The following is a 21,184-nucleotide window of genomic DNA, read 5'->3' as shown; positions in this document are numbered from 1 at the left end:
GCCGCTCCATGCTGAGAGAAAAAATAGTCCGTATCTGCCTGCTCCTGCTCCGGCTGGGGATGGGGGGCTTTTTCCTCTTTGTGGCGGGGCGCAAGCTGTTTCACCTGGACCAGCTCCAGGCGACCATTGACCGGTTCGCCATTTTCCCGGAAGCCTGGGGGCATCCCCTGGCCTGCCTGGGGGTGGCGTGCGAGATAGTGGTGGGGCTGGGGCTCCTGTTCCGCAGAACTTGCGCCGGTGCCGCCCTGCTGGGCAGTGCGCTCACGTTCACGTTCGTGGCCCTCTTCGTGCAGGGCTGGATCAGGGGGCTTGCCCTCTCCTGCAACTGTATCGGCGTGGAAAGGGAGGTGACCAGCTATCCCTTTGAAGTGGCATGGAGGCTGGGACTGTTCCTGCTGATGCTGGTGATCCTGTGGAACTCCTGCCGCAAGGGGAAAACGTATTTCAATGTAACGCGGCTGGATTTCAGTGAAATGTGAGGGAAGGGCGGCGTGACGGGAGTTCAGAGTGGAGTTCTCTTTTCCTTCATACTTGAATCTTCTCCGGAGGGCGGCAGGGGGCTTTTAAGAAAACGCTTTATTTCTGCCGCCGTTCTTTCCCATGCAGGTAAAAGCAGGGCAGCCTCCGCAGAAGCTGCCCTGAAAATATTTACCCGCACTTTTACTGGTATTACAGCTTGTGGCCGAAGGAGTCTTCCGGCTTCAGGGACTTGACCAGTTCCAGCAGAAGCTTGATGGTGGCTTCCACGTCCGCGAGGGCGGCCGTTTCCACCGGGGAGTGCATGTAGCGCAGGGGTACGGATACCAGGGCGGAGGCTACGCCGTTGCGGGAGGTGTAAATGCTGTCCGTATCCGTTCCGGTGCGGCGTCCGGCGGCTTCATGCTGGAGCGGAATTTTGTTCTTGTCCGCCACGATTTCCAGGCGGGCCACCAGGTTGGGATGGTTGGCCGTGCCGTGGATGACCGCGGGTCCGCCGCCCAGCTTGATGTCTCCAAATTTGCCCTTGTCCAGTCCGGGGGAGTCCGTGGCGTGCGTCACGTCAATGCAGATGGCGGCGTCCGGACGCAAACGGTGGGTAATCATTCCCGCGCCGATGCAGCCCACTTCCTCCTGAACGGCGTTCACGAGCGCAACATTCCAGGCCAGGGGTTTTTTCAGCTTGCACAGTTTTCTGGCTATCTCCGCCAGGACAAAACCGCTCAACCGGTTGTCCAGGGCGCGGCATACCAGTTTGCTTTCATTCATCAGCATGGGGCCGTCGCAATAAACGCCCACATGGCCTATGCGCAGGCCGAGCTCCGCCACTTCCTTGTCGGAAGAGGCTCCTACGTCCACGTAGATTTCCCAGATTTTGGGTTCCTTCTCCCCGGGTTCCCTCAGATGGATGGCCGTGTTTCCGGTCACGCCCATTACTTCACCCTGGGATCCCAGGAAACGCACGCGGCGTCCGCGGGCGATGGCCGTGTCCGTGCCGCCCACGCGTTCCACGTACAGGAAGCCGTCCTTGGTGATATGGCGGATCATGAAGCCTATTTCATCCGCATGGGCTTCAATCATCAGCGTGGGGGCGTCTTCCGCATCCGCGGGGAAGACGGCCCAGGTATTGCCGTAGGTATCGCACTGAACGTCTTCCGTGTACTTGCGCAATTCATCCGCCCAGATGCGCTGGGCGTCTATTTCAAACCCGGAGGGGCTGGGCGTTTCCAGAAGTTCCGTTAAAAATTCAAGGCTGTCGTCGCTGATCTTCATGCCGATATAATAGCACTGGTCCGGGAAGCGCTCAACAGGAAAGGACGGCTGCGGCATGGGGGCGGGGAGCATGCCCGCCATAATAAAGGCCCCGCCCGCATGGACTGCGGCGGGGCCTGGAAAATAAGGCAGGGCAGGGAGGCGTCAGGCCTGCCTGTCTGCGGAAAGTCCCGCCAGCACGTCCTGCTTGTCCATGATGTACCCGGTGTCCGGGTCATGGTACTGCGTGGAGTACACGGAAGTTCTGGCGCTGCCGTAGGGGTCCGCTTCCCTGGCGACGGGGAGCCGGTCCGACAGGGAGGGGAAGCAGCTTTCCACCAGTTCAAAGGTGGTGACGGGTTCCGGAACCAGGTTCACGGAGAAGATGCCGCATTCCCACGCTTTCTCCACGTCCCTCACCAGGCGGTGCATGGGGTAGAGCTGGTGGCGCTCCAGCAGGAATACTTCCAGTTCCCCGGTTCCTTCCGCGGCGTTCACCAGCAGGTCCGCCACGCTCATCTCCGCGCCCGTTCCGGTGATTTCCGGCAGGTACACGTTCAGCACGCGCCCGAAGCGGAGGTTAATGAAGTCCCTCAGCTCCGCCAGGGCCGCAAGCCATGGATCTTCTGCTTCATGAAGCAGGGGGGAGAGTTCATTGCCCGCTTCCGGCTGGGTGTCAATGCAGGTGGCGTACGTCACCCGTTCCGCCTTCACTTCATGGAGGATGTTGACCAGGTTGTCCACCTGAGCCGCGAAGCGCGCCGGATCCTTCCGGCTTGCGCTGCACCCTTCCCAGAGGGAGGGGCAGATGATGACGGCCTGCCCGAAGTCCTTGCCGCGCAGTATGGGCAGGTTGCTTTCATCAATCAGGTAGTCAAAGTACCTTTTTGAGGACCAGAAGGCGCCGAGGGCGCAGGTGGAACCGATGAGTGCCGTGTCTGTCATGAGGGTGCGGAGGCTGGGCGGTTGAATGGGATGGTGCCGTTATTTGAGGGCGTCAAAGGCGGACTTGAAGAGGAAGTAGCCCCAGCCCCAGTCTTCATTGCCCGCCCAGTCCTTGTCGTAATGGTGGCGGGGCAGCAGGAAGCGTTCCGGATGGGGCATCAGGCCCATGGCGCGGCCGGTGGAGTCCTGAAGGCCGGCGATGCTGCATTCGCAGCCGTCCCGGTTGTCCACGTATTGCAGGGCCACGTTGCCGGCGGCCAGGTATTTTTCCGCGTCGCCGGGTTTGGTTACCAGGCGCCCTTCCGCGTGGGCGGAAGGCAGTTCAAATTCATCCGGCAGCCCTTGCAGGAAAGGGGAATCCTTGGCCACCTTCACCAGTTTGGCCCACACGCATTCAAAGCGTTCCTTCTTGTTGTCAATGAGGCTGGAGGAAGGCAGGATGCCCATTTTGGTAAGGATCTGGAACCCGTTGCAGATGCCCAGAATCAGGCCGTCATTGGCATGGTGCCTGTGCAGGGAGTCGCCCAGGAAGCGTTCCGTCTCCAGCTGGGCCAGGCGTCCGCTGGTGACGTAGTCTCCGTAGCTGAAACCGCCGCTGAGGACGACGAGCTGGGATTTGGCGACGTGTTCCTGCGTGGCCGTGGCGATGGGCTGGACCTGCGTGGAGAAGCCGGCTGCGCGCAGGGCGCGTTCCGTTTCCGCATCACAGTTGGTGCCGGGGTATTTCAGTAAAAGTGCGTGAGGCATGTCGTTAGATGGTAAATCGTTGATAGGGGTGAATCCTGGCTCCGGAAATCAATAGTAGGGGGTGAGGCCGTCCTTCCAGAGCTTCTTGAGCTTGGCTGCGTCGCACTCCAGCACCTTTTCCCCGCCGCAGCAGGTGGCCGTGAGGAGTTTTTCTTCCGTTGCCTTGCCGATGCAGGCGCAGGGGAAGCCGTTCATGGCCGCCTCAAAGTCCGCGGCAAATTCCGGGTCCACCTCCACCAGAATGCGTCCGGTGCTTTCACTGAACAGGGGGACTGCGGGGGATTTCCATCCGCCGGCGGTCGGCACCTTGGTCAGGTCCAGTTGAACGCCGCCCTTGCCGGAGAAGGCCATCTCCGCCGCCGTGACGGCCAGGCCGCCTTCGGAAACGTCGTGTGCGGAGAGCACCAGGCCGGAGGTCAGGGCATCGTAATAAGCCTTGTACAGGGCCATGTTCCTGGCGCAGTCCGTCTGGGGCACTTTGGCGTCTTCCACGCCGTGGGTGCGGGCGAAGACGGAACCGCCCATTTCATCTTCCGTGTTGCCGATGAGGTACAGCAGGCTGTCCGTGCGGCGCAGGGAGGAACCGGTGGCATGTTCCGGGCTTTCCACCACGCCGAAGCCGGAGCAGAGGAAGGTGACGGGCACGTTGATGGGGCCGTCTTCCGTTTCAAAGTAATTGTAGAAGGAGTCCTTGCCGGAGATGAAGGGGGCGTTGTAGGCGTCCGCCGCATGGGCGATGGCCTTCACGCATTCCACCAGGCGGCCGAGCTCCCTGGGGTCTTCCGGGTTGCCCATGCAGAAGTTGTCCAGGAGGCCGATCTTGTCCGGGTTGGACCCCACCAGGATGAGCTGGCGCACGCATTCGTCCACCGTGCCGGTCCCCATGGCGTACGGGTCCGTCTTGCCCCATTCCGGAAGAATGGCGCAGGCCATGGCCATGCACTTGTCGGAACCGTCAATGTCCACCACGGAGCCGTCCTGCGGAGCGTCGGACTGGGCGCCTGCCAGGGGCTTCAGGATGGTGTTGCCCTGCACCTCGTGGTCGTACTCGCGGATGATGGGCTCGCGGGAGACGATGGCGAAGTCCCCCATGATGGTTTCCATGGACTTGTTCAGGTCCTTGTCCGGCAGCGGCTGGCCGGTAAGGCCCTTGCCGGGGGTGAAGACGGATTCCAGTTTCTTGATGGGGGCGTCATGCAGTTTGGAATTGTCCAGGGAGCAGACCAGTTCCCCGTTGTGCCAGACCTTGAGGATGCCGGTGTCGTCGGAATGGCCCAGGACGGTCAGCTCCGTCTGGAACGTATCGGCCAGCTTTTGGAGTTCCGGCAGGTCCTTTTCCTCCACGGCGATGACCATGCGCTCCTGGGACTCCGACAGGAAGATTTCCCAGGAGATAAGGCCCGGTTCTTTCAGGGGGGCGTTGTCCAGGAAGATTTCCCCGCCCGTGACGGAGAGCATTTCCCCGGCTGCGGAGGAGAAGCCGCCCGCGCCGCAGTCCGTGATGAAGACGATCAGGCCGCGTTCCCGCGCTTCCATGATGAAGTCCAGCGTTTTCTTTTCTTCAATCGGGTTGCCGATCTGCACGGCGGTGAAATCCTCTTCATGGGAGGCTTCGTCCAAGGCGGCGGAGGAGAAGGTGGCTCCCTTCAGGCCGTCGCGGCCCGTCCGTCCGCCGATGACGATCACCTTGAGGCCCGGGCGCATCTCCTTCAGGATGTCCTCGCGGGGAATGACGCCGGCGGTGCCGCAGAATACGAGCGGATTGTAAATGTAAGTGGGGTCAAACTGGATGGCGCCGTTCACGGTGGGAATGCCCATGCGGTTGCCGTAATCCCGCACGCCGCGTACCACGCCGCGCATGATGCCCAGCGGATGGATGACGTCCGGGGCGGTGATGGAGGCGGGGTCCGTATCCGGAGCGCCAAAGCAGAAGACGTCCAGGGAGGCGATGGGCTTGGCGCCCTTGCCCGCGCCCAGGATGTCGCGGATGACGCCGCCCAGGCCGGTATTGGCCCCGGCGTACGGTTCAATGGCGGAGGGATGGTTGTGCGTTTCCGCCTTCAGGCAGACGGCCAGCTTGTCGTCCAGGGCAATGAAGCCGGCGTTGTCGTCAAACGCGCTGAGCACGAAGCCCGGCTTGCGTTCCATGATCTTTTCAGACGGCTTCTTGATGAACGTCTTGAACAGGCTGTTGACGGTTTCCGGTGCGCCGCCGTTCACGCTGTGGCTGATGTCTGCGGAGAAAATGCGGTGTTTGCAGTGCTCGGACCAGGTCTGGGCGATCACTTCCAGCTCCACGTCCGTGGGGTCGCGGTCGATTTCACGGAAAATCTGCTGGACCACTTCCATGTCTTCGCGGGACAGGGAAAGCTTCTGCTTCTTGCTGAGTTCAAGCAGTTCGTCGCTGCTCAGGTCCCTCACGGGAACGGTGCGGTAGGTTTTGGCGGACATGTTCTGAGAAAGGGGAAAGGGGGGTTAGGCGATGGTCCAGTTATGGATGGCGGGGTTGCAGACGTCCTTGGCGAAGAGCGCCGCCAGGGATTCCTTGTCCCCCTGGCCGAAGACGTACACGCGCTGGGTGATTTTCAGGCCGTCCAGGGTAAAACCCATGTTCTTGCGGCCGCGGTAATTTTGCAGGATGGCTTCCTTCTCCAGGTCCAAGGCACCGGCCTTCATGCCGTAGTCAATGGTGAACAGGGCGTCTTTCAGGATGGGGGCGTCCTGTTCGCTGCATTCCTGGGCGATGGGGTCCACCAGCACACTCAGGAGGTACTCGCGGGCTTTCTGTTCATCTCCGCTGATTTCCACGGTGTAAACGCGGCTGCGGCGGAAGGTGAGCCCGGCGTTCAGGGGAGTGTAGAGCAGGGCGTCGGCATTGGCCGCGGCCTGGAATCGGCTGATAACTTCAAAGTGGAGGGTCATATCGCTCAAGAATGTTGGTAAAATGAAAAATGGGGGCCGGTCAGACAACCGGCTCCCATGAAGGGGAAGGGGCTCAGGCCTTGTTCTGGAGCCGGGAGAGGACTTCCTCGTAGGCTTCCATCACGTTGCCCAGGTCCTGGCGGAAGCGGTCCTTGTCCATCTTCTCGCCGGTCTTGATGTCCCACAGGCGGCAGGTGTCCGGGGAAATCTCGTCCGCCAGCACGATCTGGGAGGGGTCTTCCGCCAGACGGCCGAATTCGATCTTGAAGTCCACCAGCGTCAGGCCTACCTGCTTGAAGAAATCAATCAGCACGTCGTTTACGATGCGGGCCTGGTCCTTCAGGAAGGCGCATTCCTCTTCCGTGGCGGCGTTCAGTTCGCGGGCGTAATCGTCATTGATGAAGGGATCGCCCAGATCGTCGTCCTTGTAGGAGAACTCCACAATCGGCTTCTTGAAGGGGGTGCCTTCCTTGACGCCCATGCGGCGGCTGAAGGAACCGGCGGCGATGTTGCGCACGATCACTTCCAGAGGGAGGATGGAAACCTTTTTCACGTCAATGTTGATGTCGTCCACGTCGGCGACCAGGTGGGTCTTCACGCCCTTGCTTTCCAGCATGCGGTAGATGACCAGGGTGATGGCCTTGTTCATCCTGCCCTTGTTCTCAAACTGGGCTTTCTTGGCGCCGTTTCCGGCGGTAGCGTCGTCCTTGTATTCCATGCGGAGGACGTTGGGATTGTCGGTCGTATAAAGCCGTTTGGCCTTGCCTTCGTAGATAGGTTCCATGATACGTGTTGCGCAGGGGTTGAATGCGTGCGGGGATGTTACGCCACCCTCCCCGCAGGGTCAAGCCGCAACTGGACGAAGGAGGGAGCGGCTTTGCGCGTCAAAAACGGGGCTTTACGGAAAAGGAATGGAAGAAAAAACAGGAAGGAAGGCGGATTCCCCGCCTTATGCAGGGCGCCGTTACGTGGAGAAGAACCGGAAGGGGGGAGCCGCAGGCCCTTGCGGCCGTCCAAATGATTACAAGGGCCGGGAGGCCCTTGATCCCGGCAGCGCGGCTGCCAGAGGGCAGCGTAGAAGGGCATGCCGCCATGGTTTGAACAGTATGCCGCCAGTTGGGAAAGGAGGTTTGATGCGCTCATCTTTCAGGTTCGCTTGCCCTTCGGACTTCAAGCTTCGCTTTCCGTCCAACCGGGAAACCCGGTTTTCCGGCCAATCTATCCCGAAGCGCCGCAGGGAATTTTTAAAGGCAGGGCCGACTGGTCCATATCCCCTGTGAAGGAAAGGTGATAATCAACTTGCCACCTGTCCCGGCGGATGTTAGGAAGATGATTGATGTTCAAACTGGCTGCATGTTTCTGCACGGCTCTCGCTCTCGCACTGCCGTCCCGGGCGCAGGACTCCTGTTATTCCGATGTGGAAAGCTGGAGTACTCTGCGGTGCCCGGTCCAGTATTTTGCGGTGGAGTCCCAGGATGGTCATTATTGGACGACTCTTTTTCCGGACAATCCGCCGTTTGTCTACGCGTGCCTGTACCTGCCTTCATTTGACCGGGAATTCGGCTTTTATCTGGACGGAAACGAACTGTGCTGGGCCAGGGCCGTCGGGCCGTGCAGCATGCAGATGCTGTCCCAGTTTCCGGTGGCGGATTTCCAGAACTCGGGGGTGGCGAAGGCTGCCGTGCTGGTGACCCGCCTGCAATTTCCCGTGTTAGGAAATCTTTTGGAAGGCTGGGACTGTCTTGCCGGCAGCACAGCGGAATGCGGCTCTTTTGCCGACAGCACGGCGGAATGCGACCCTTTTGCCGGGAGCACAAAGAGTATGGTTCCGAATCTTCCCCAATTCCGGGAGTATTGCGAGCTTTCTGCCGCCTGGGCGGAGGCCGTGGTCAATCCCGTTCTTTACAGTCATTTATTCGTTAAAAGGGGCCGGATGGCATTGCCCCCTGCCGTGGCGGACGAACTTCGCAGGACTTGGGATGAAGCGGTTGCGCGCAGAACCTTTCCCATGGACCTGTACCGCGAGTACGTAACCGGATGCGACGGGAATTACTGTTATTTCCGCGGGAAGTCCGGCGCTGTGGCGGAAGACCGGTGCATCGGAGCGGGCAGGATGAGGCCGGCCATGAGGTTCCTGGCCTGGGGACTGGCGGATATGACCATGATGGATGATTTGACCCCGGCGGGGGAGCAATGGCTGATGAAGCAGTGCGCCGCCGTCCGGGAGTACGCCGCAGAAGTGGGTGACGAGCCTCCCCCCATGGTGTCCGGGGAATGGGTGAAGGGATTCGCCAAACGGGTTTGGGAACGAATGGAGCGGGAGGAGAAAGCCGCCCGGGAACGGGAAAAAGGCGTTCACGGGGAGGATGCGGCCGTGGAAAAGAAGCCGGTGGAAAAAGCTCCTTCCCCGTATTCAGGGGGAAAATATGTCCGTGGCTTCCGGGAGCGTTTTCTAAAGCCTTTGGGAGAGAATCCCTTTTGGAAGGATTTGTTCCCGGTGGGAACAGAGGGGAAACCCGGCGTGTGCTGTTTGCTTCCCGGGCGCGGCATCTGCGGTTTTTATCTGGACGGTCCCCTCATGGGGCGTGCGGAATCCCGGTCACACCATCCCTGGGAGGTGTATGACGGCTGGTTTTCCCGCCGGGAGCCGGAGAAAGAGCTGTTCCCTTATGAGGGCATTCCGGATGCGCAGGGGGATTGTGAGGCCAGGGTGAAGAGGGAGTGGCTCACCGTTGGAAAGGAAACAGGCGGTTTGATGGAAGGGCTGCTCACCGGGATTGCGAGGGGGGAGCTGGGCGCCGGAAAGGGGAAAACTACCCATGATGCGGATGCCATTGACTTTTGCATCGTGCGCGGAGCTGACGGAACGGAGAGGATCATGTCTGCCGCTGATGCGGATTTGGGCGCCGTGGTGGAGCTGATGGATTTATTGTATACCATGGACCTGTTGTTCACTTGCGATGAGGATTATTTGCAGGGAATTGCACAGAAGCGTGCCGCGCTGCAGGGAAGAACTCCGGAGGAAGGGGAGCGGGAGTATCCCCGCGCAGGCGCCCTGTGAAGCAGCAAGGAGAGGCCGGGCCCGGCGGTTTTAGTCCGGGACCGGGAGGACTGCTCCCTATGCCTTTTCCCGGAACGTCCGGTTCATGGGTCCGCAGCGGCAGGCCCGGAGATGAATTTCCCTTATTAACTTGCCCATGGTATTTTGCCGGTTTAAAAAATGCTGATGTTCAAACAACTACTCTGGCTCTGGATGGCTTTTTTTCTGGTTCCTTCCCCATCGGCGGCAGACGGGGAGGCTGAGGAAGGAATGTCCCTCATCTGCCCCGGTCAATATTTCGCATGCACGTGGGAGGAGGCCTATTGGGGGGACGCCCGCGTTTATTGGGAAATGCTTTTCCCGGAAAATCCTCCTTTCACGTATGCCTGCATTTACCTGGGGTCCTTTGACCAGGAGTTCGGCTTTTACCTGGATGGGGACAAGCTGCACTGGGCGCAGTCTGCAGGCTTTCAGAGCATCCAGATGCTGAGCCAGAAACCTGTAGTGGATTTGCAGACCATGGATGTGTTCCGCGGAGTGCAGCTGCTTGTGCACTTGTGGGCGCCTGCCGGAGGAACTCTGCTGGATGGATGGGACTGGCTGGTGAAAATAAACCCCGGTTTCCTACTGGGGAAGGGAGAGGAAATGCGGTATGTATTCCGTTCTGAAGATGGAGTCGGGATGATGGCCGCATTCGTGGAATCCGTGGTTAATCCGTTCGTGTATTCCAGATGGTACGTCAGGAGGGGGCGGCGGGCATTGAGTCCGGCGCTGGCGGAGTCCCTGCGCCAAACCTGGGATCAAGCCGTGACCGGGCGGACTTGTTTCATGCGGGTGTACCGGGGCTTGCTGCAAGGGACGGATGGCAATTATTGTTATTTCCGCGGGGCTTCAGGTCCGGTGGGGGAGGATTTATGCTGCACCAGCGGAAAGATGAAAGCCTCCATGATGGATTTGGCCCATGGGTTGATCGATATCATGATGATGGATGATTTGAACCCGGAGGCGGAGCGTTGGCTGATGGAGCAATGCTCCATGGTGCGCCGGAATGCTCTTGAGCTGGGGGATGCTCTTCCCCCCATGGCGTCGGACGAATGGGCACAGGGGTTTGCGGACCGGTTTTTTGACAACCTTGAGAAGAAGCAGGCTGCTGCAAACAGGAAAAAGGAGCTGATAGAGCAGGGCCTGGTCGTTCCCAAGGAGGAGAAAAAAGATACGGAGGAATTGGCGCAGCAGGAAGAGAAGAAAGATGAAAGGAAGGAAGCCGTGGAACGGGCAAGATATGCCAAAGGGCACCGGGAGCGCTTTTTCCATCCCCTGGAGAAGAATCCCCTGTGGAATGACCTGTTTCCGAAAGGTTCGGAGGGGAAGGCCGGAGCCCTTTGGTTTGGGGAAAAGGGACTGACGGGCTTTTATCTGGACGGGACGATGATGGCCCGGGCTTCTTCCCTGAATTTGAACCCCGCCCAGATGTACTGCAATTGGTTTTTTGAAGGAACCCCTGAAAGGCGCCTTGTTCCCTATGAAGGCGAACCACTCTGGGAGGATGGCGCGGGCCTGGGCTGGGATTATTCACCCAGGGTAAAACGGGCGTGGATGGATATGGGGAAGGTCCTGTCCCGGCTGGTCATCCGGGTGCTGAACCATGCCGCTTCCGGAGAGATTGCCGCCGGGAAGGCGGAGGGTGATTCAGACCCGGATTCCGTGGGCATGGTGATCATCCGTGGAACGGACGGAAAAACCAGGATACTGACGCCGCAGGAAGAGGGGTTTGAGACCATGGAGAAGCTGCTGGAGTGTGCGTACAGCGCCTGCCAGAATGAAAGCGTGACGGACAGTGTGGGATATATCATGAAGTACTATGATATGTTGCAGGGGAAGGAGCCGCCGGCGGAAGGCTACCCCTGCAAAGAGTGCTTCGGAATCAATGGGAGCCGTTTTAACTGGTAGGGGGAAAGGGGGCAGGCAGCCCTGGATACGCTGGCCGTGCGCTCCTACGGGAATTTAGTCTTGATACCGGTAGGGGTGCGCGTATCATGTGCTTTAGTATGCACGCCGACTTGGAGAAATTATTGTCTCTGGGGAAAATCACCCCCTCTCTCGCTGAAAAACTTGATCGCATCGCACCTGGCCGTTACTGCTTCCATTCTTCATGGGGCGCCGGCAAAGTCATTTCCTGGAACCTGGCCGCCAAAAAGCTGGTTATTGATTTTGAGGAAAATCCGGAACATGAAGTTGCCCTGGAATTTGCTCCCAAAATTTTGGAGTTCCTCCATGATGACCATTTCCTGGCCAGGCGGTATGAAGATACGGAATCCCTCATCAACCTGTCTGTGGATGATCCGGTGGAATTGGTCCGCGTTACCCTGCAGGGCTACGGCAATTCCCTTACCCCGGAAAAGCTGGAATCCGCTCTGAAAGGCACCGTGATCGCGGAGGATAAATGGAAGAACTGGTGGGACAAGGTGCGCGCCATGCTCCGTTCCAACGTCCAGTTCATGATGCCCACCCGCAAGGGAGAGCGCATCACGCTCCGCACGAATATTCTTTCCCGCGCCCAGGCCGCCCTGGAGGATTACAACAAGGCCGCCGACCTGAAAGCCAAGGTGCGCGTGCTGGACGCCATCAAGATGGAAGCGGTCATGACGGAGCCGGACGCCGTCAAGGCCCTGGTTCAGGCAGTGGACGCGGATGTGCGCAACGGCGGCAGCCTGGCTCTCCAGCAGGTGCTGGAACTGGCCGTGCTCCGGGACGACCTGATCGCTGCCGTGAAGGACACGGAGGCGGCCGGGGAAGCCTATCCCCTCCGCTCCATCGTGGAAGCCAACATCGGCGATGTGGAACACTTGGCGGAAGTGCTCAATTCCATGCCTGCTGTACGCCAGAAGCGCGTGTATATGACGCTGCCAGCCATCTTTGGCGAGGAGTGGACGCAGAAGGCCCTGGAGCTGTTTGACGCAAGCGGCGCCCGCGCCGTGGGTGAAATAGCCAAATTCCTGATTGAAGAGGGGCAGGACAAGGCCCTGGTCAAGCATCTGAAGCATGAACTGCTGCGCCAGACCCTTCCGGCGGAATCCCTGATCTGGATCTGCCGCCAGCGCCATGACGCCTCCAAGCCCCTCTTCGGGCTTCCGGTGGGCATCGCCATGCTCTCCCTGATTGAGCAGGACCACATGGACGGGGGCCCCAACCGCATGCTGCGCCTGAAGAACCTGTTCATGGAGGACAAGAACATCATCCAGGAAATGATCAAGGGGCAGGACGTGGCGGAAGTGCGCCAGTTCGCCAAGATGCTGTACAATACGTCCGCCTTCTCCGAACAGGACCGCGGCGCGCTGATGGCCCGCGTGATCGGCGTTTTCCCGAATCTGCACTCCATCGTGCTGGACGCCATGGTGGATACCTCCGACAAGCCGGAACCGATCTTCGTTTCCTGGGACAGCCTGGAAGCCCGCAAGAAGGAGCTGGAGGAACTGGTAAACGTGAAGATTCCGGAAAACCTGCACAACAAGAAGATTTCCCGTGCGGAGGGGGACCTCCGTGAAAACGGCGGCTACCAAGACGCCAAGGAAGTGGAAAAGGTGCTCAACCGCCGCCGCTCCGAACTGGAGCACGCGCTGGCGCTGGCCCGCGGCACGGACTTTGCCGTGACGGATACCTCCAGAGCCGCCATGGGGATGAAGGTGACCCTCCAGCCCCTGGCCGGGGGAGATGCCGTGGTATACACCATTCTGGGGGCATGGGACACGAATCCGGAAAAACACATTGTCTCCTATCTTTCCCAGGTGGGCAAGGAGCTGACGGGCAAGAGCGTGGGAGACCAGGTGAAGATCGTCCCGATGGACGGAGACAAGAAGAAGGTGTTCACGATCACGAAGATTGAAGCCGCTTTTTAGGAAAGCCGCTTTCTTTTTTGACTTAGGCCTTTAAAAAGCTCCCCTTCCAGAGAGAAGGGGAGCTTTTTTGTTGTTCATGGAAAAGCCTTCCGTTGTTTTGCGAATTTAGAATCCGGGGTCAACAAAAAAGACCAGAGCTCCGATTATTATTTCATTAGTATGAATGCCTTAATCAAATAGCTCATTGATTGAGGGGCTAGATAATCTCTCAGGCAAAGACTTGCCTTTCAAGGCGCGAAAAACAAAACTGACTCATTTTCAATGAAATATATAACACATTTCCTAGATTTTTCTTCTAACATACATAACGGATTCTAAATTCGTTATTTGTCGCGGAATGGAAGTGGCGTTTCATCATTTCCAACCACATATCCCATAGACACCATGAAGAAAACATTATTCATTCTGGCAACCATGGTTGCGGCGGCCGTGGCGGCTGAAGCCTCTACGGTTCTGATCTCCTTCGGGATCAATTCAGGCAATGGCACTGCCGTTGTGGATGGCACGTATCTTGGAGAGTCCGGACAGAAAGTGAACAAAATTTCCACCGGACAGAGCAACTCCTATACTTCCGGCACTTTGGTCACTACCGGGGGGGACGGAACCGGCATTACCCTGACGACCGGAGGGCTCTGCTGCGGCGGACCCGGTGTCATGACCGATTCCACCGCCAAAGGCTCAGCCCTGGGCCAGGACAACAAGTTTTACGACGTTTTCGGCCAGGATATGACCACGGGGAATCCCATGGGCGGAGCGGTCAATACCAGCGGCTCCGCGAATGGCAACTTCACGATGTCCCTGAACAATCTGTCCTCCGGCACCTACACGCTCACCATGCTGGTGGGACGCGGAAACAACTACGGTACGGGCAATACCTCTTCCTTCAGCATTGACGGCAGCGGCATCTCCAACATTTCCGCCAGTCTGGATGATTATTCCACCGGTTCCGGCGCCACCCTGAACGGTACAACCGTCACGGGCAGCACGCATACCGGGGACTGGATGCTGATTACTTACACGTTTGACGTGGCGGAGGACGGCACCCAGCTTAATATCAAGTCCCAGGGGGGTACCGGCAACATCAATACCCTGGCGCTGGCCTCCGTTCCGGAGCCGGCCACGGCCAGTCTCGGCCTGCTGGGCCTGGGCGCTCTGCTGATGCGCCGCAGGCGCGCGTAATGTTGTTCTTCATGCAGGCGCCGGCGGTTCGTAAAAGGGACAGCCGGCGCCTGTCTGTTTACGGAAGGGAAAATCATGATGAGAAAACTGAATTGGTGCGGATGGATTCCGGCCGCAGTGGCCGCCTGCTGTCTGGCTCATGCGGAAGAAATAGGGATAGGGGTGCTGAACGGAGCTGCTGCCACGGAGACGGCGTTCCAGCAGGCGCAGCCCGGGACTGTGGCGGAGGAAGGGAAAACCTGGAATTTCATCAAGCCCGCGGCCAATGCCACGACGACCGCCTCCGCCCTGAAAACTACGGAGGGAGTGTCCACGGAAGCCTCCTGCGCCATCAAGCCGGGTTACTGCGCCAGCAACGGCGTCTTTGCGCCCGGCAAAAACCGCGATTATGTTCTCATGGATTCCTGGGCAGGCATCCGGGGGACGGAAAATGTCGTGATTTCCCAGCTTCCGGAGTCCATGGCGGAATACTGCCATGTGGAAATTTACGGGGATTGCAATGATTCGGACCGGGACATGGTTTATACGGCCAACGGCCTCTCCGGCGTCATTCAGGACCGCGGCACGTTTTCCGGCGCTTTTCAGGAAGGAGCCAACAAGCTGACGCTGAAATATGTTCCGGTAACGAACGGGACCATCACCATCACGGGAAACGGGGCTTCCCTGACCCGTTCCGCCATTAATGCCGTCCGCCTGGCGGCGCCCTCTCCCGGCATCGTGTCCTTTACGGCTACTCCTGCGGAAATCATGGAAGATTCGGCTTCCGGAGCCGTGCTGAGCTGGAAAACCTGGAAATGCGGAGCGGTCACGCTGAGCACCAGGGACGGGCAGGACATTCCGGCCACCACGGAGAACGGCGCAGGCTCCGTCACGGTAAAGCCCGGGACCACGACGACTTACGTTCTCCGCGCCGCTTGTGAGGACGGGACCGCTTCCGCGGAAGAAGTAACGGTGACCGTCAAGAAGCAGGAGCCGGAGATACTTCTCTTTGAATCGGACAAAAAGAGGATTACTCCCGGCAGTCATGAAAAGGCCACCCTGACGTGGAGTACGGTGAAGGCGCAAACACTCACCCTGACCGCCAATGGAACGGAGGTGCCCGTCACCAGCACGGCGGGCGCCGGCAGCGTGCAGGTAGCTCCTGCGGAAACCACGCAGTACACGCTGACGCTGACCGCGGCGGACGGCACGGAGAAAAGCAAGTCCCTGATCATTTCCGTTCTGGCGGAGAATGCGCCCAACGTTCTGGTGTTCCTGGTGGACGACATGGGCTGGCAGGATACGTCCGTGCCATTTTACTATAAGGACGGCCAGCCCGTCGTCACGGAGTTGAACTCGTTTTACAAAACGCCCTCCATGGAAAGACTGGCGGTGCAGGGGATGAAGTTCACGAACGCCTACTCGTGCCCCCTGTGTTCCCCGGGCCGCACGTCTCTGATGACGGGGAAGACCTCCGCCCGCCACCGGGTTACCAACTGGACGGCCGTGAATGCCCCCACGCTGAATGAATTCAGCGGCGGGCTCCCCCACATCCGGGCTCCCCAGTGGAACATGGCCGGGATGAGCCAGCAGGAGATTCCCCTCCCCCGGGTTCTTCAGGAAGCGGGTTACAGGACGATTACGGTAGGGAAGGCCCACTTTGCTCCGTCCAACCAGCGTTATTCCAATCCGGCCAATCTGGGATTTGACGTCAACATTGCCGGCTGTTCCGCCGGGCAGCCCGCCTCCTACCGGGGAGAAGACCATTTCGGCTCCGGGAATACCCATGTTCCGGACCTGGAGGAATATTACGGAACGACCACGGCGGAAGACAGGAAGAAGAACTTCCTGACAAATGCCCTGACGCTGGAGATGAAGAAGCAGATCAAGGCCGCCGTGGATGATAATGCGCCTTTCTTCGCGTACATGACCCATTACGCCGTGCACCAGAGGCACGACCAGCCGGACCCCAACGGGGATTATGATACCTACCCCTCGGGAACGACGTTTGAACCGGGAGTTTCCATCGGCGGCAACCTCCGCAACTTCGGCACCCTGATCGGGGGCATGGACAAGTCCCTGGGGGATCTGATGGATTACCTCAAGGAGCTGGGCGTCGCCAACAGGACGCTGGTCATTTTCATGTCTGACAACGGCGGGGACGCACCCATCCAGCAGAGCTATGACGGGAATATTCCGTGGCTTGAGAAGATAAGCGCCGTGGCCCCCCTGAGAGGACGCAAGGGCAGCCGTTATGAAGGGGGAACGCGCATCCCGATGATCGTGGGATGGGCGGAGGCGGACCCCTCCAGCTCCATCCAGCAGGAATACCCCATTCGGCAGAATGCCGTAAACCATGACATCGTGGCTATTTGGGATATTTATCCCACTATCCTGAATATGCTGAAGCTGAAGGTTCCGGTGGGCCAGCAGGTGGACGGGGAGGACATCAGCCCCTATTTCAGGGGAGACGCCTCCTTCCACCGCACCCAGAAGATATTCCAGCATTTCCCCCACCACCATTCCTACGCCAATTTCTATTCCACCTACCGGGATGGGGACTGGAAAGTCATTTACAATTACATGGACCAGTACGCCCATACGGACCTGTATTCCGGCAACGGCTACAAGACGGCGGGCCGCTTCCCGTGGCAGCTCTTCAACCTGAAGGACGACATAGGAGAGAGCAATGACCTGGCCCGGGACCCGGCGCAGCAGGAACGCCTGATGCGCATGGCGCGCGCCCTGATCCGGGAGCTCCGGCAGGTGGATGCGCAGTATCCCGTGCTTACCAGGAACGGCCAGGCGGTCGGCACGGCCTACATCCGCATGCCCGATCTTCCGGACGTGGATTCCGACGGGGACGGCGTTCCCGACCTTGTGGAAGACGCCAATGGAAACGGCCTTGTCGATCCCGGGGAAACGGACCCGGACGATGCCTCCTCCGTGGTTCCCATCCGGCAGTAAACCTCTCACCAACTGGACAAGACTTATGAAGAAAACACGTTGTTTTTCCGTTCTTTCCGGCCGTCTGGGCCTTCCCGGGGTTGCCCTTGGGGCCGCCGCCCTTCTTTCCGGGGCGCTTTTGCTGGCGGATGTGCTGGTCAATGCAGGCGGAGGTTCCAGCAATGCGGATAAAACCGGCAACGGCGGCGGCACGCTGGATTACGGCCGGGTCACGTTCTCCGGTTCCGCCTCCTATGACAACAATACGGTGCGCGGCTTCTCCCAGGGCGGAGCGGTTTATGCCGGCTCCGTGGTGCAGCAGGCCGCCGTTTCCTTTTCCGGCAACAGGGCGGAGCAGGGCAGCGGCGGGGCCATGTACAGCCGTGGAAACGTGCAGATAGCCGCGGGTTCTTCCTTTTCCGGCAACGCGGCCGGCCATAATGGGGGCGCCCTGTGCCTGGACGCCAATGACGGCGAGGATGAGCGCACCGTGAGTGTGGAAGGCGGCTGTACCTTTTCCGGCAACAGCGCCGGCAATCTGGGCGGTGCCGTTTATGTCTCCGGCAACAGCGCCGCGGCTCCCACCGTGCTCAATCTCCGTTCCACGGATTCTTCCCGTCCCGTTTCCTTCAGCGGCAATTTCCGGGGGCGTTCCGTGGGGGCTTCATCGGGCGGCGTGCCCAACTCCATCACAGTCATGGGCCATGTGCGCATGGTGGCGCATGCGGACCGGGACTGCCTGGTCAGCATGGAAGATCCGCTTTATTCCTTCGCCGGGTATTCCTCCACCTCCAGCCTGAGGAAGACGGGGGACGGAACGCTGGGCTTCGGCGACGGCGTTTCCCTGTGCCATTTTCCGGTAAGCGTGGAAGGCGGGACGGTGCGGCTCGGCACGAATGCCGCCATACGGGGAATGACGCGGCTGGACGTGGCTGCAGGAGCATGCCTGTCCTTTTCTCTTCCCCGGGACCCCGGCCGGGAGGCCAAGTGGAGCGCGGAGGGTCCGGTCTCCCTGGACGGCGGCGCGGAGGTCCATGTGGCTCTCCCTGCCATGGACGGGAAGGAACGGGAGCAGAGCTGGAAGCTGGTGGAGGGTACCACTCTTTCCATGGCGGCGCTTCCCTCCGTTTCCTATGACGCCGCCAGCGCGGAAGCCTGGAAGCAGGCGGGCGGTTTTTCCCTGAAACAGGAGAATACGGCGGGTAAAAGCGCCCTGGTGCTGGCCTGGACGCGCACGCCTTCCCCCTATGACCAGTGGAAGAAGGACCATTTTCCCGATGGAACGCCAGAGGACCAGACGGCCCCGGATTCCTGCCCGGCGGGCGACGGCATTACCAACCTGATGAAGTACGCCACGGGGCTGGATCCGGACAAGCCCTGCGGAAGCGTCACAACGCTGGTGGCCAGGGAGGAAAACGGTGAGCGCCGCCTGGCGCTGGAATGGCCCGTGAACCCTGCGGCCACGGACGTGACGTTCAGCGTGGAAAGCTCGGAAGACCTGGTTTCCTGGAGAGAAGAGGCGGTGATTGAGCCATCCGGAAACCGGGCTGAATACCTTGATACGGTGGTGATAGACGGCAATGCTCCGGCGCGGAGGTTTTTACGGCTGAAGGTGACCAGGGAATAGACCGCCTTCCCCGCTCATTCTCCGGGCGCACATAGATGCGGCGCAGGCTCTACGGGGCTTCAGGACAGGAGCGGCCAGCCCTGCTCCCGTTCTGAACCGCCATAAGCAAAGGGCTGTTTCACACGCGGTGAAACAGCCCCTGAAAAGGAATAACGGCAAAACGCCGCAAGTTATTTGGCGAGCACTTTTTGAACGGCGGCGACGACGTTGTCCACGTTCATGCCGAGTTCTTCCAGCACCTGTGCGCCGGGTGCGGAGAAGCCGAAGCGGTTGATGCCCACGGCTTCACCCTGGCAGCCCAGGTATTTCCACCAGAGGTCCGTGATCCCGGCTTCCACGGACACCCTCTTCACGCAGGAGGAGGGGATCACGCTTTCCCGGTATTCCGCGGGCTGGGCGTCAAAGCGGAAGAAGCTGGGCATGGAAACCACGCGGATTCCTTCTCCCACCTGTTCCGCGGCTTTCAGGGCCAGTTCCAGTTCCGAACCGCTGGCCATAATGACGGCTTTCAGTTCCCCCTGTTCCCGCCGGGCGATGTAGCCGCCTTTCAACACGCCCTGGCGGCGCGTTTCCACGGGAATGTCATTCAGGGTGGCGACCTTCTGCCGGGTCAGGATCAGGGCGGTGGGACCCTCGGCGCGTTGCAGGGCGGCCATCCAAGCTCCGGCGGTTTCTTCCGGGTCTGCCGGACGGATGACGTCCAGGTTGGGAATCACGCGGAGGCCGGAAACGGTTTCCACCGGCTGGTGGGTGGGGCCGTCTTCGCCCACGGCCACGGAATCGTGCGTCAGGATGTAGGTGACGGGCAGGCCGCTGAGGGCGGCCACGCGGATGGCGCCGCGCATGTAGTCCACAAACACGCAGAACGTGGCGGCGCTCACGCGGAACAGCCCGTCATAGGCCATGCCGTTGCAGATGGCGGCCATGGCATGTTCGCGGATACCGAACCAGAAGTTGCGGCCTTCCGGATTTTCCGCGGAGAAATCCCCCGCGCCGGAAAGGTAATTCTTGTTGGAGCTGTACAGGTCCGCGCTGGTGGTCAGGAACCACGGGTCCGCCTTGGCAACGGCGTTGATGGCCACGGAACCGGCGGAACGGGTGGCGTCACTGTAATCTGCGGGGAAGGGGGGAATGTCCTTGTCCGTGATGGCGGCGTCCACGCCCCTGGCGCAGGCGTCCATGCCGGAGTCCAGCTCTGCGGCCAGTTCCGGATAGGCGGCGCGCCATTTCCGGTACGTGGCTTCCCAGGCGGTGAAGGCGGCTTCCCTCCCGGCCCGGAGGCCGTTGAAGAAGCTGCGGACGTCTTCAGATACATAATAGCGTTCTCCCGCGGGAATTCCCCAGTTGGCGTGCGCTTCCTCCTGGAGCTTGGCGCCGCCTTCCCCGTGGCCCTTGGTGGTGCCTTCAATGCCGGGAATGCCTTTGCCGATGACGGTCTTGGCAATGATGAGCTGGGGCTTGCCGTTTTTGGCCGCCTTGGCGGCTTCCACCGCTTCCGCGATGGCCTTGAGGTCATGGCCGTCAATCTGGCGCACGTCCCAGCCCAGGGCTTCATACATGGCGCGCGGGTCCGCAATCTGGGTGCGGTCCGCCGGGGCGTCCAGCGTGATGTCGTTGGAATCGTAAATGAGAATGAGGTTGTCCAGTTTCAGGACGGCGGCCAGGGCAATGGATTCGCGGGCCACGCCTTCCTGAAGGCAGCCGTCCCCCGTCAGGCAGAAAACGTGCTGGGTGAAGATGTCCATGCCGGGCCTGTTGAACCGGGCGGCGGCGCGCCTGGCGGAAAGGGCGAAGCCTACGGCGTTCGCAATGCCCTGGCCCAGGGGCCCCGTGGTGCATTCCACACCCTCCGTATCCCGGAATTCCGGGTGGCCGGGCGTGATGGACCCCTTGTGGCGGAAGCCTTTGAGGTCTTCAATGCTGATGTTGAATCCCGACAGGTGCAGCCAGCCGTAAAGGAACATGGAGCCGTGGCCGGCAGAGAGAATGAAGCGGTCACGGTTGAGCCAGCGGGGCTGCGCGGGACAGATGTTGAGCAGATCGCCGAACAGGACGGCCCCGATTTCTGCGCATCCCAGCGGCAGGCCCAGGTGGCCGGACGCGCAGTCGTGAACGGCATCCATGGCAAGTCCCCGCGCCTGGTTGGCGGCTTTTTGGAGAAGGTCAAGATTCATG

General features: G+C 60.1%; 14 protein-coding genes. 7 read left to right on the top strand and 7 right to left on the bottom strand.

Going from position 1 to position 21,184, the window contains the following annotated elements:
* Window positions 1-8 precede the first annotated feature (8 nt).
* Complete coding sequence (locus ABGM91_RS03030) at window positions 9-479, top strand: MauE/DoxX family redox-associated membrane protein (protein WP_290566380.1); 471 nt, start codon at window positions 9-11, stop codon at window positions 477-479.
* 190 nt (window positions 480-669) lie between these two features.
* Here ABGM91_RS03030 and ABGM91_RS03025 read toward each other — a convergent pair whose 3' ends face one another.
* The 6 genes from ABGM91_RS03025 to purC all read right to left on the bottom strand — a co-directional run bounded on the left by ABGM91_RS03025 (window position 670) and on the right by purC (window position 7,126).
* Window positions 670-1,821: a M42 family metallopeptidase gene (locus ABGM91_RS03025; protein ID WP_354833564.1), complete on the bottom strand. Its 1,152-nt coding sequence runs from the start codon at window positions 1,819-1,821 to the stop codon at window positions 670-672.
* A gap of 72 nt (window positions 1,822-1,893) precedes the next feature.
* Entirely contained in the window at window positions 1,894-2,673 is a 780-nt protein-coding gene (locus ABGM91_RS03020) for a hypothetical protein (RefSeq protein WP_354833562.1), read from the bottom strand.
* Window positions 2,674-2,712: 39 nt separating this feature from the next.
* Window positions 2,713-3,420, bottom strand: coding sequence for a phosphoribosylformylglycinamidine synthase subunit PurQ (locus ABGM91_RS03015; RefSeq protein WP_354833560.1), 708 nt, complete (start codon window positions 3,418-3,420; stop codon window positions 2,713-2,715).
* A gap of 48 nt (window positions 3,421-3,468) precedes the next feature.
* A complete protein-coding gene (gene purL, locus ABGM91_RS03010) occupies window positions 3,469-5,871 on the bottom strand; it encodes a phosphoribosylformylglycinamidine synthase subunit PurL (RefSeq protein WP_290566376.1) in 2,403 nt (800 codons plus the stop codon).
* Between the two features lie 24 nt (window positions 5,872-5,895).
* The gene (locus tag ABGM91_RS03005) at window positions 5,896-6,351 is read right to left on the bottom strand and encodes a hypothetical protein (protein ID WP_290566375.1); all 456 of its coding nucleotides are present in this window, start codon (window positions 6,349-6,351) and stop codon (window positions 5,896-5,898) included.
* A gap of 64 nt (window positions 6,352-6,415) precedes the next feature.
* Window positions 6,416-7,126: a phosphoribosylaminoimidazolesuccinocarboxamide synthase gene (purC, locus tag ABGM91_RS03000; protein WP_022397579.1), complete on the bottom strand. Its 711-nt coding sequence runs from the start codon at window positions 7,124-7,126 to the stop codon at window positions 6,416-6,418.
* A 552-nt stretch (window positions 7,127-7,678) separates the two neighbouring features.
* Between purC and ABGM91_RS02995 the strand changes: the two genes are divergently transcribed.
* The 6 genes from ABGM91_RS02995 to ABGM91_RS02970 all read left to right on the top strand — a co-directional run bounded on the left by ABGM91_RS02995 (window position 7,679) and on the right by ABGM91_RS02970 (window position 19,009).
* On the top strand, window positions 7,679-9,403 hold the full coding sequence (locus ABGM91_RS02995) for a hypothetical protein (protein WP_354833557.1): 1,725 nt from the start codon (window positions 7,679-7,681) through the stop codon (window positions 9,401-9,403).
* Window positions 9,404-9,568: 165 nt separating this feature from the next.
* Window positions 9,569-11,332, top strand: a complete 1,764-nt coding sequence (locus tag ABGM91_RS02990) for a hypothetical protein (RefSeq protein WP_354833555.1) — start codon at window positions 9,569-9,571, stop codon at window positions 11,330-11,332.
* 98 nt (window positions 11,333-11,430) lie between these two features.
* Window positions 11,431-13,278, top strand: a complete 1,848-nt coding sequence (locus ABGM91_RS02985) for a GreA/GreB family elongation factor (RefSeq protein WP_290566372.1) — start codon at window positions 11,431-11,433, stop codon at window positions 13,276-13,278.
* 384 nt (window positions 13,279-13,662) lie between these two features.
* On the top strand, window positions 13,663-14,457 hold the full coding sequence (locus ABGM91_RS02980; protein WP_354833553.1) for a PEP-CTERM sorting domain-containing protein: 795 nt from the start codon (window positions 13,663-13,665) through the stop codon (window positions 14,455-14,457).
* 75 nt (window positions 14,458-14,532) lie between these two features.
* Window positions 14,533-17,403 carry a sulfatase-like hydrolase/transferase gene (locus ABGM91_RS02975; protein ID WP_354833551.1) on the top strand — a complete coding sequence of 957 codons (2,871 nt, stop codon included), beginning with the start codon at window positions 14,533-14,535 and terminating at the stop codon, window positions 17,401-17,403.
* A gap of 25 nt (window positions 17,404-17,428) precedes the next feature.
* Complete coding sequence (locus ABGM91_RS02970; protein WP_354833549.1) at window positions 17,429-19,009, top strand: hypothetical protein; 1,581 nt, start codon at window positions 17,429-17,431, stop codon at window positions 19,007-19,009.
* A gap of 170 nt (window positions 19,010-19,179) precedes the next feature.
* Here the strand turns inward: ABGM91_RS02970 and tkt are convergent, their stop codons facing one another.
* Entirely contained in the window at window positions 19,180-21,183 is a 2,004-nt protein-coding gene (tkt, locus tag ABGM91_RS02965; RefSeq protein WP_354833547.1) for a transketolase, read from the bottom strand.
* Window position 21,184: the final 1 nt, after the last annotated feature.

Origin of the sequence: Akkermansia muciniphila (assembly GCF_040616545.1) — a bacterium.
GTDB lineage: Bacteria > Verrucomicrobiota > Verrucomicrobiia > Verrucomicrobiales > Akkermansiaceae > Akkermansia > Akkermansia muciniphila_E.
This window is presented reverse-complemented; position numbering and strand designations above follow the sequence as displayed.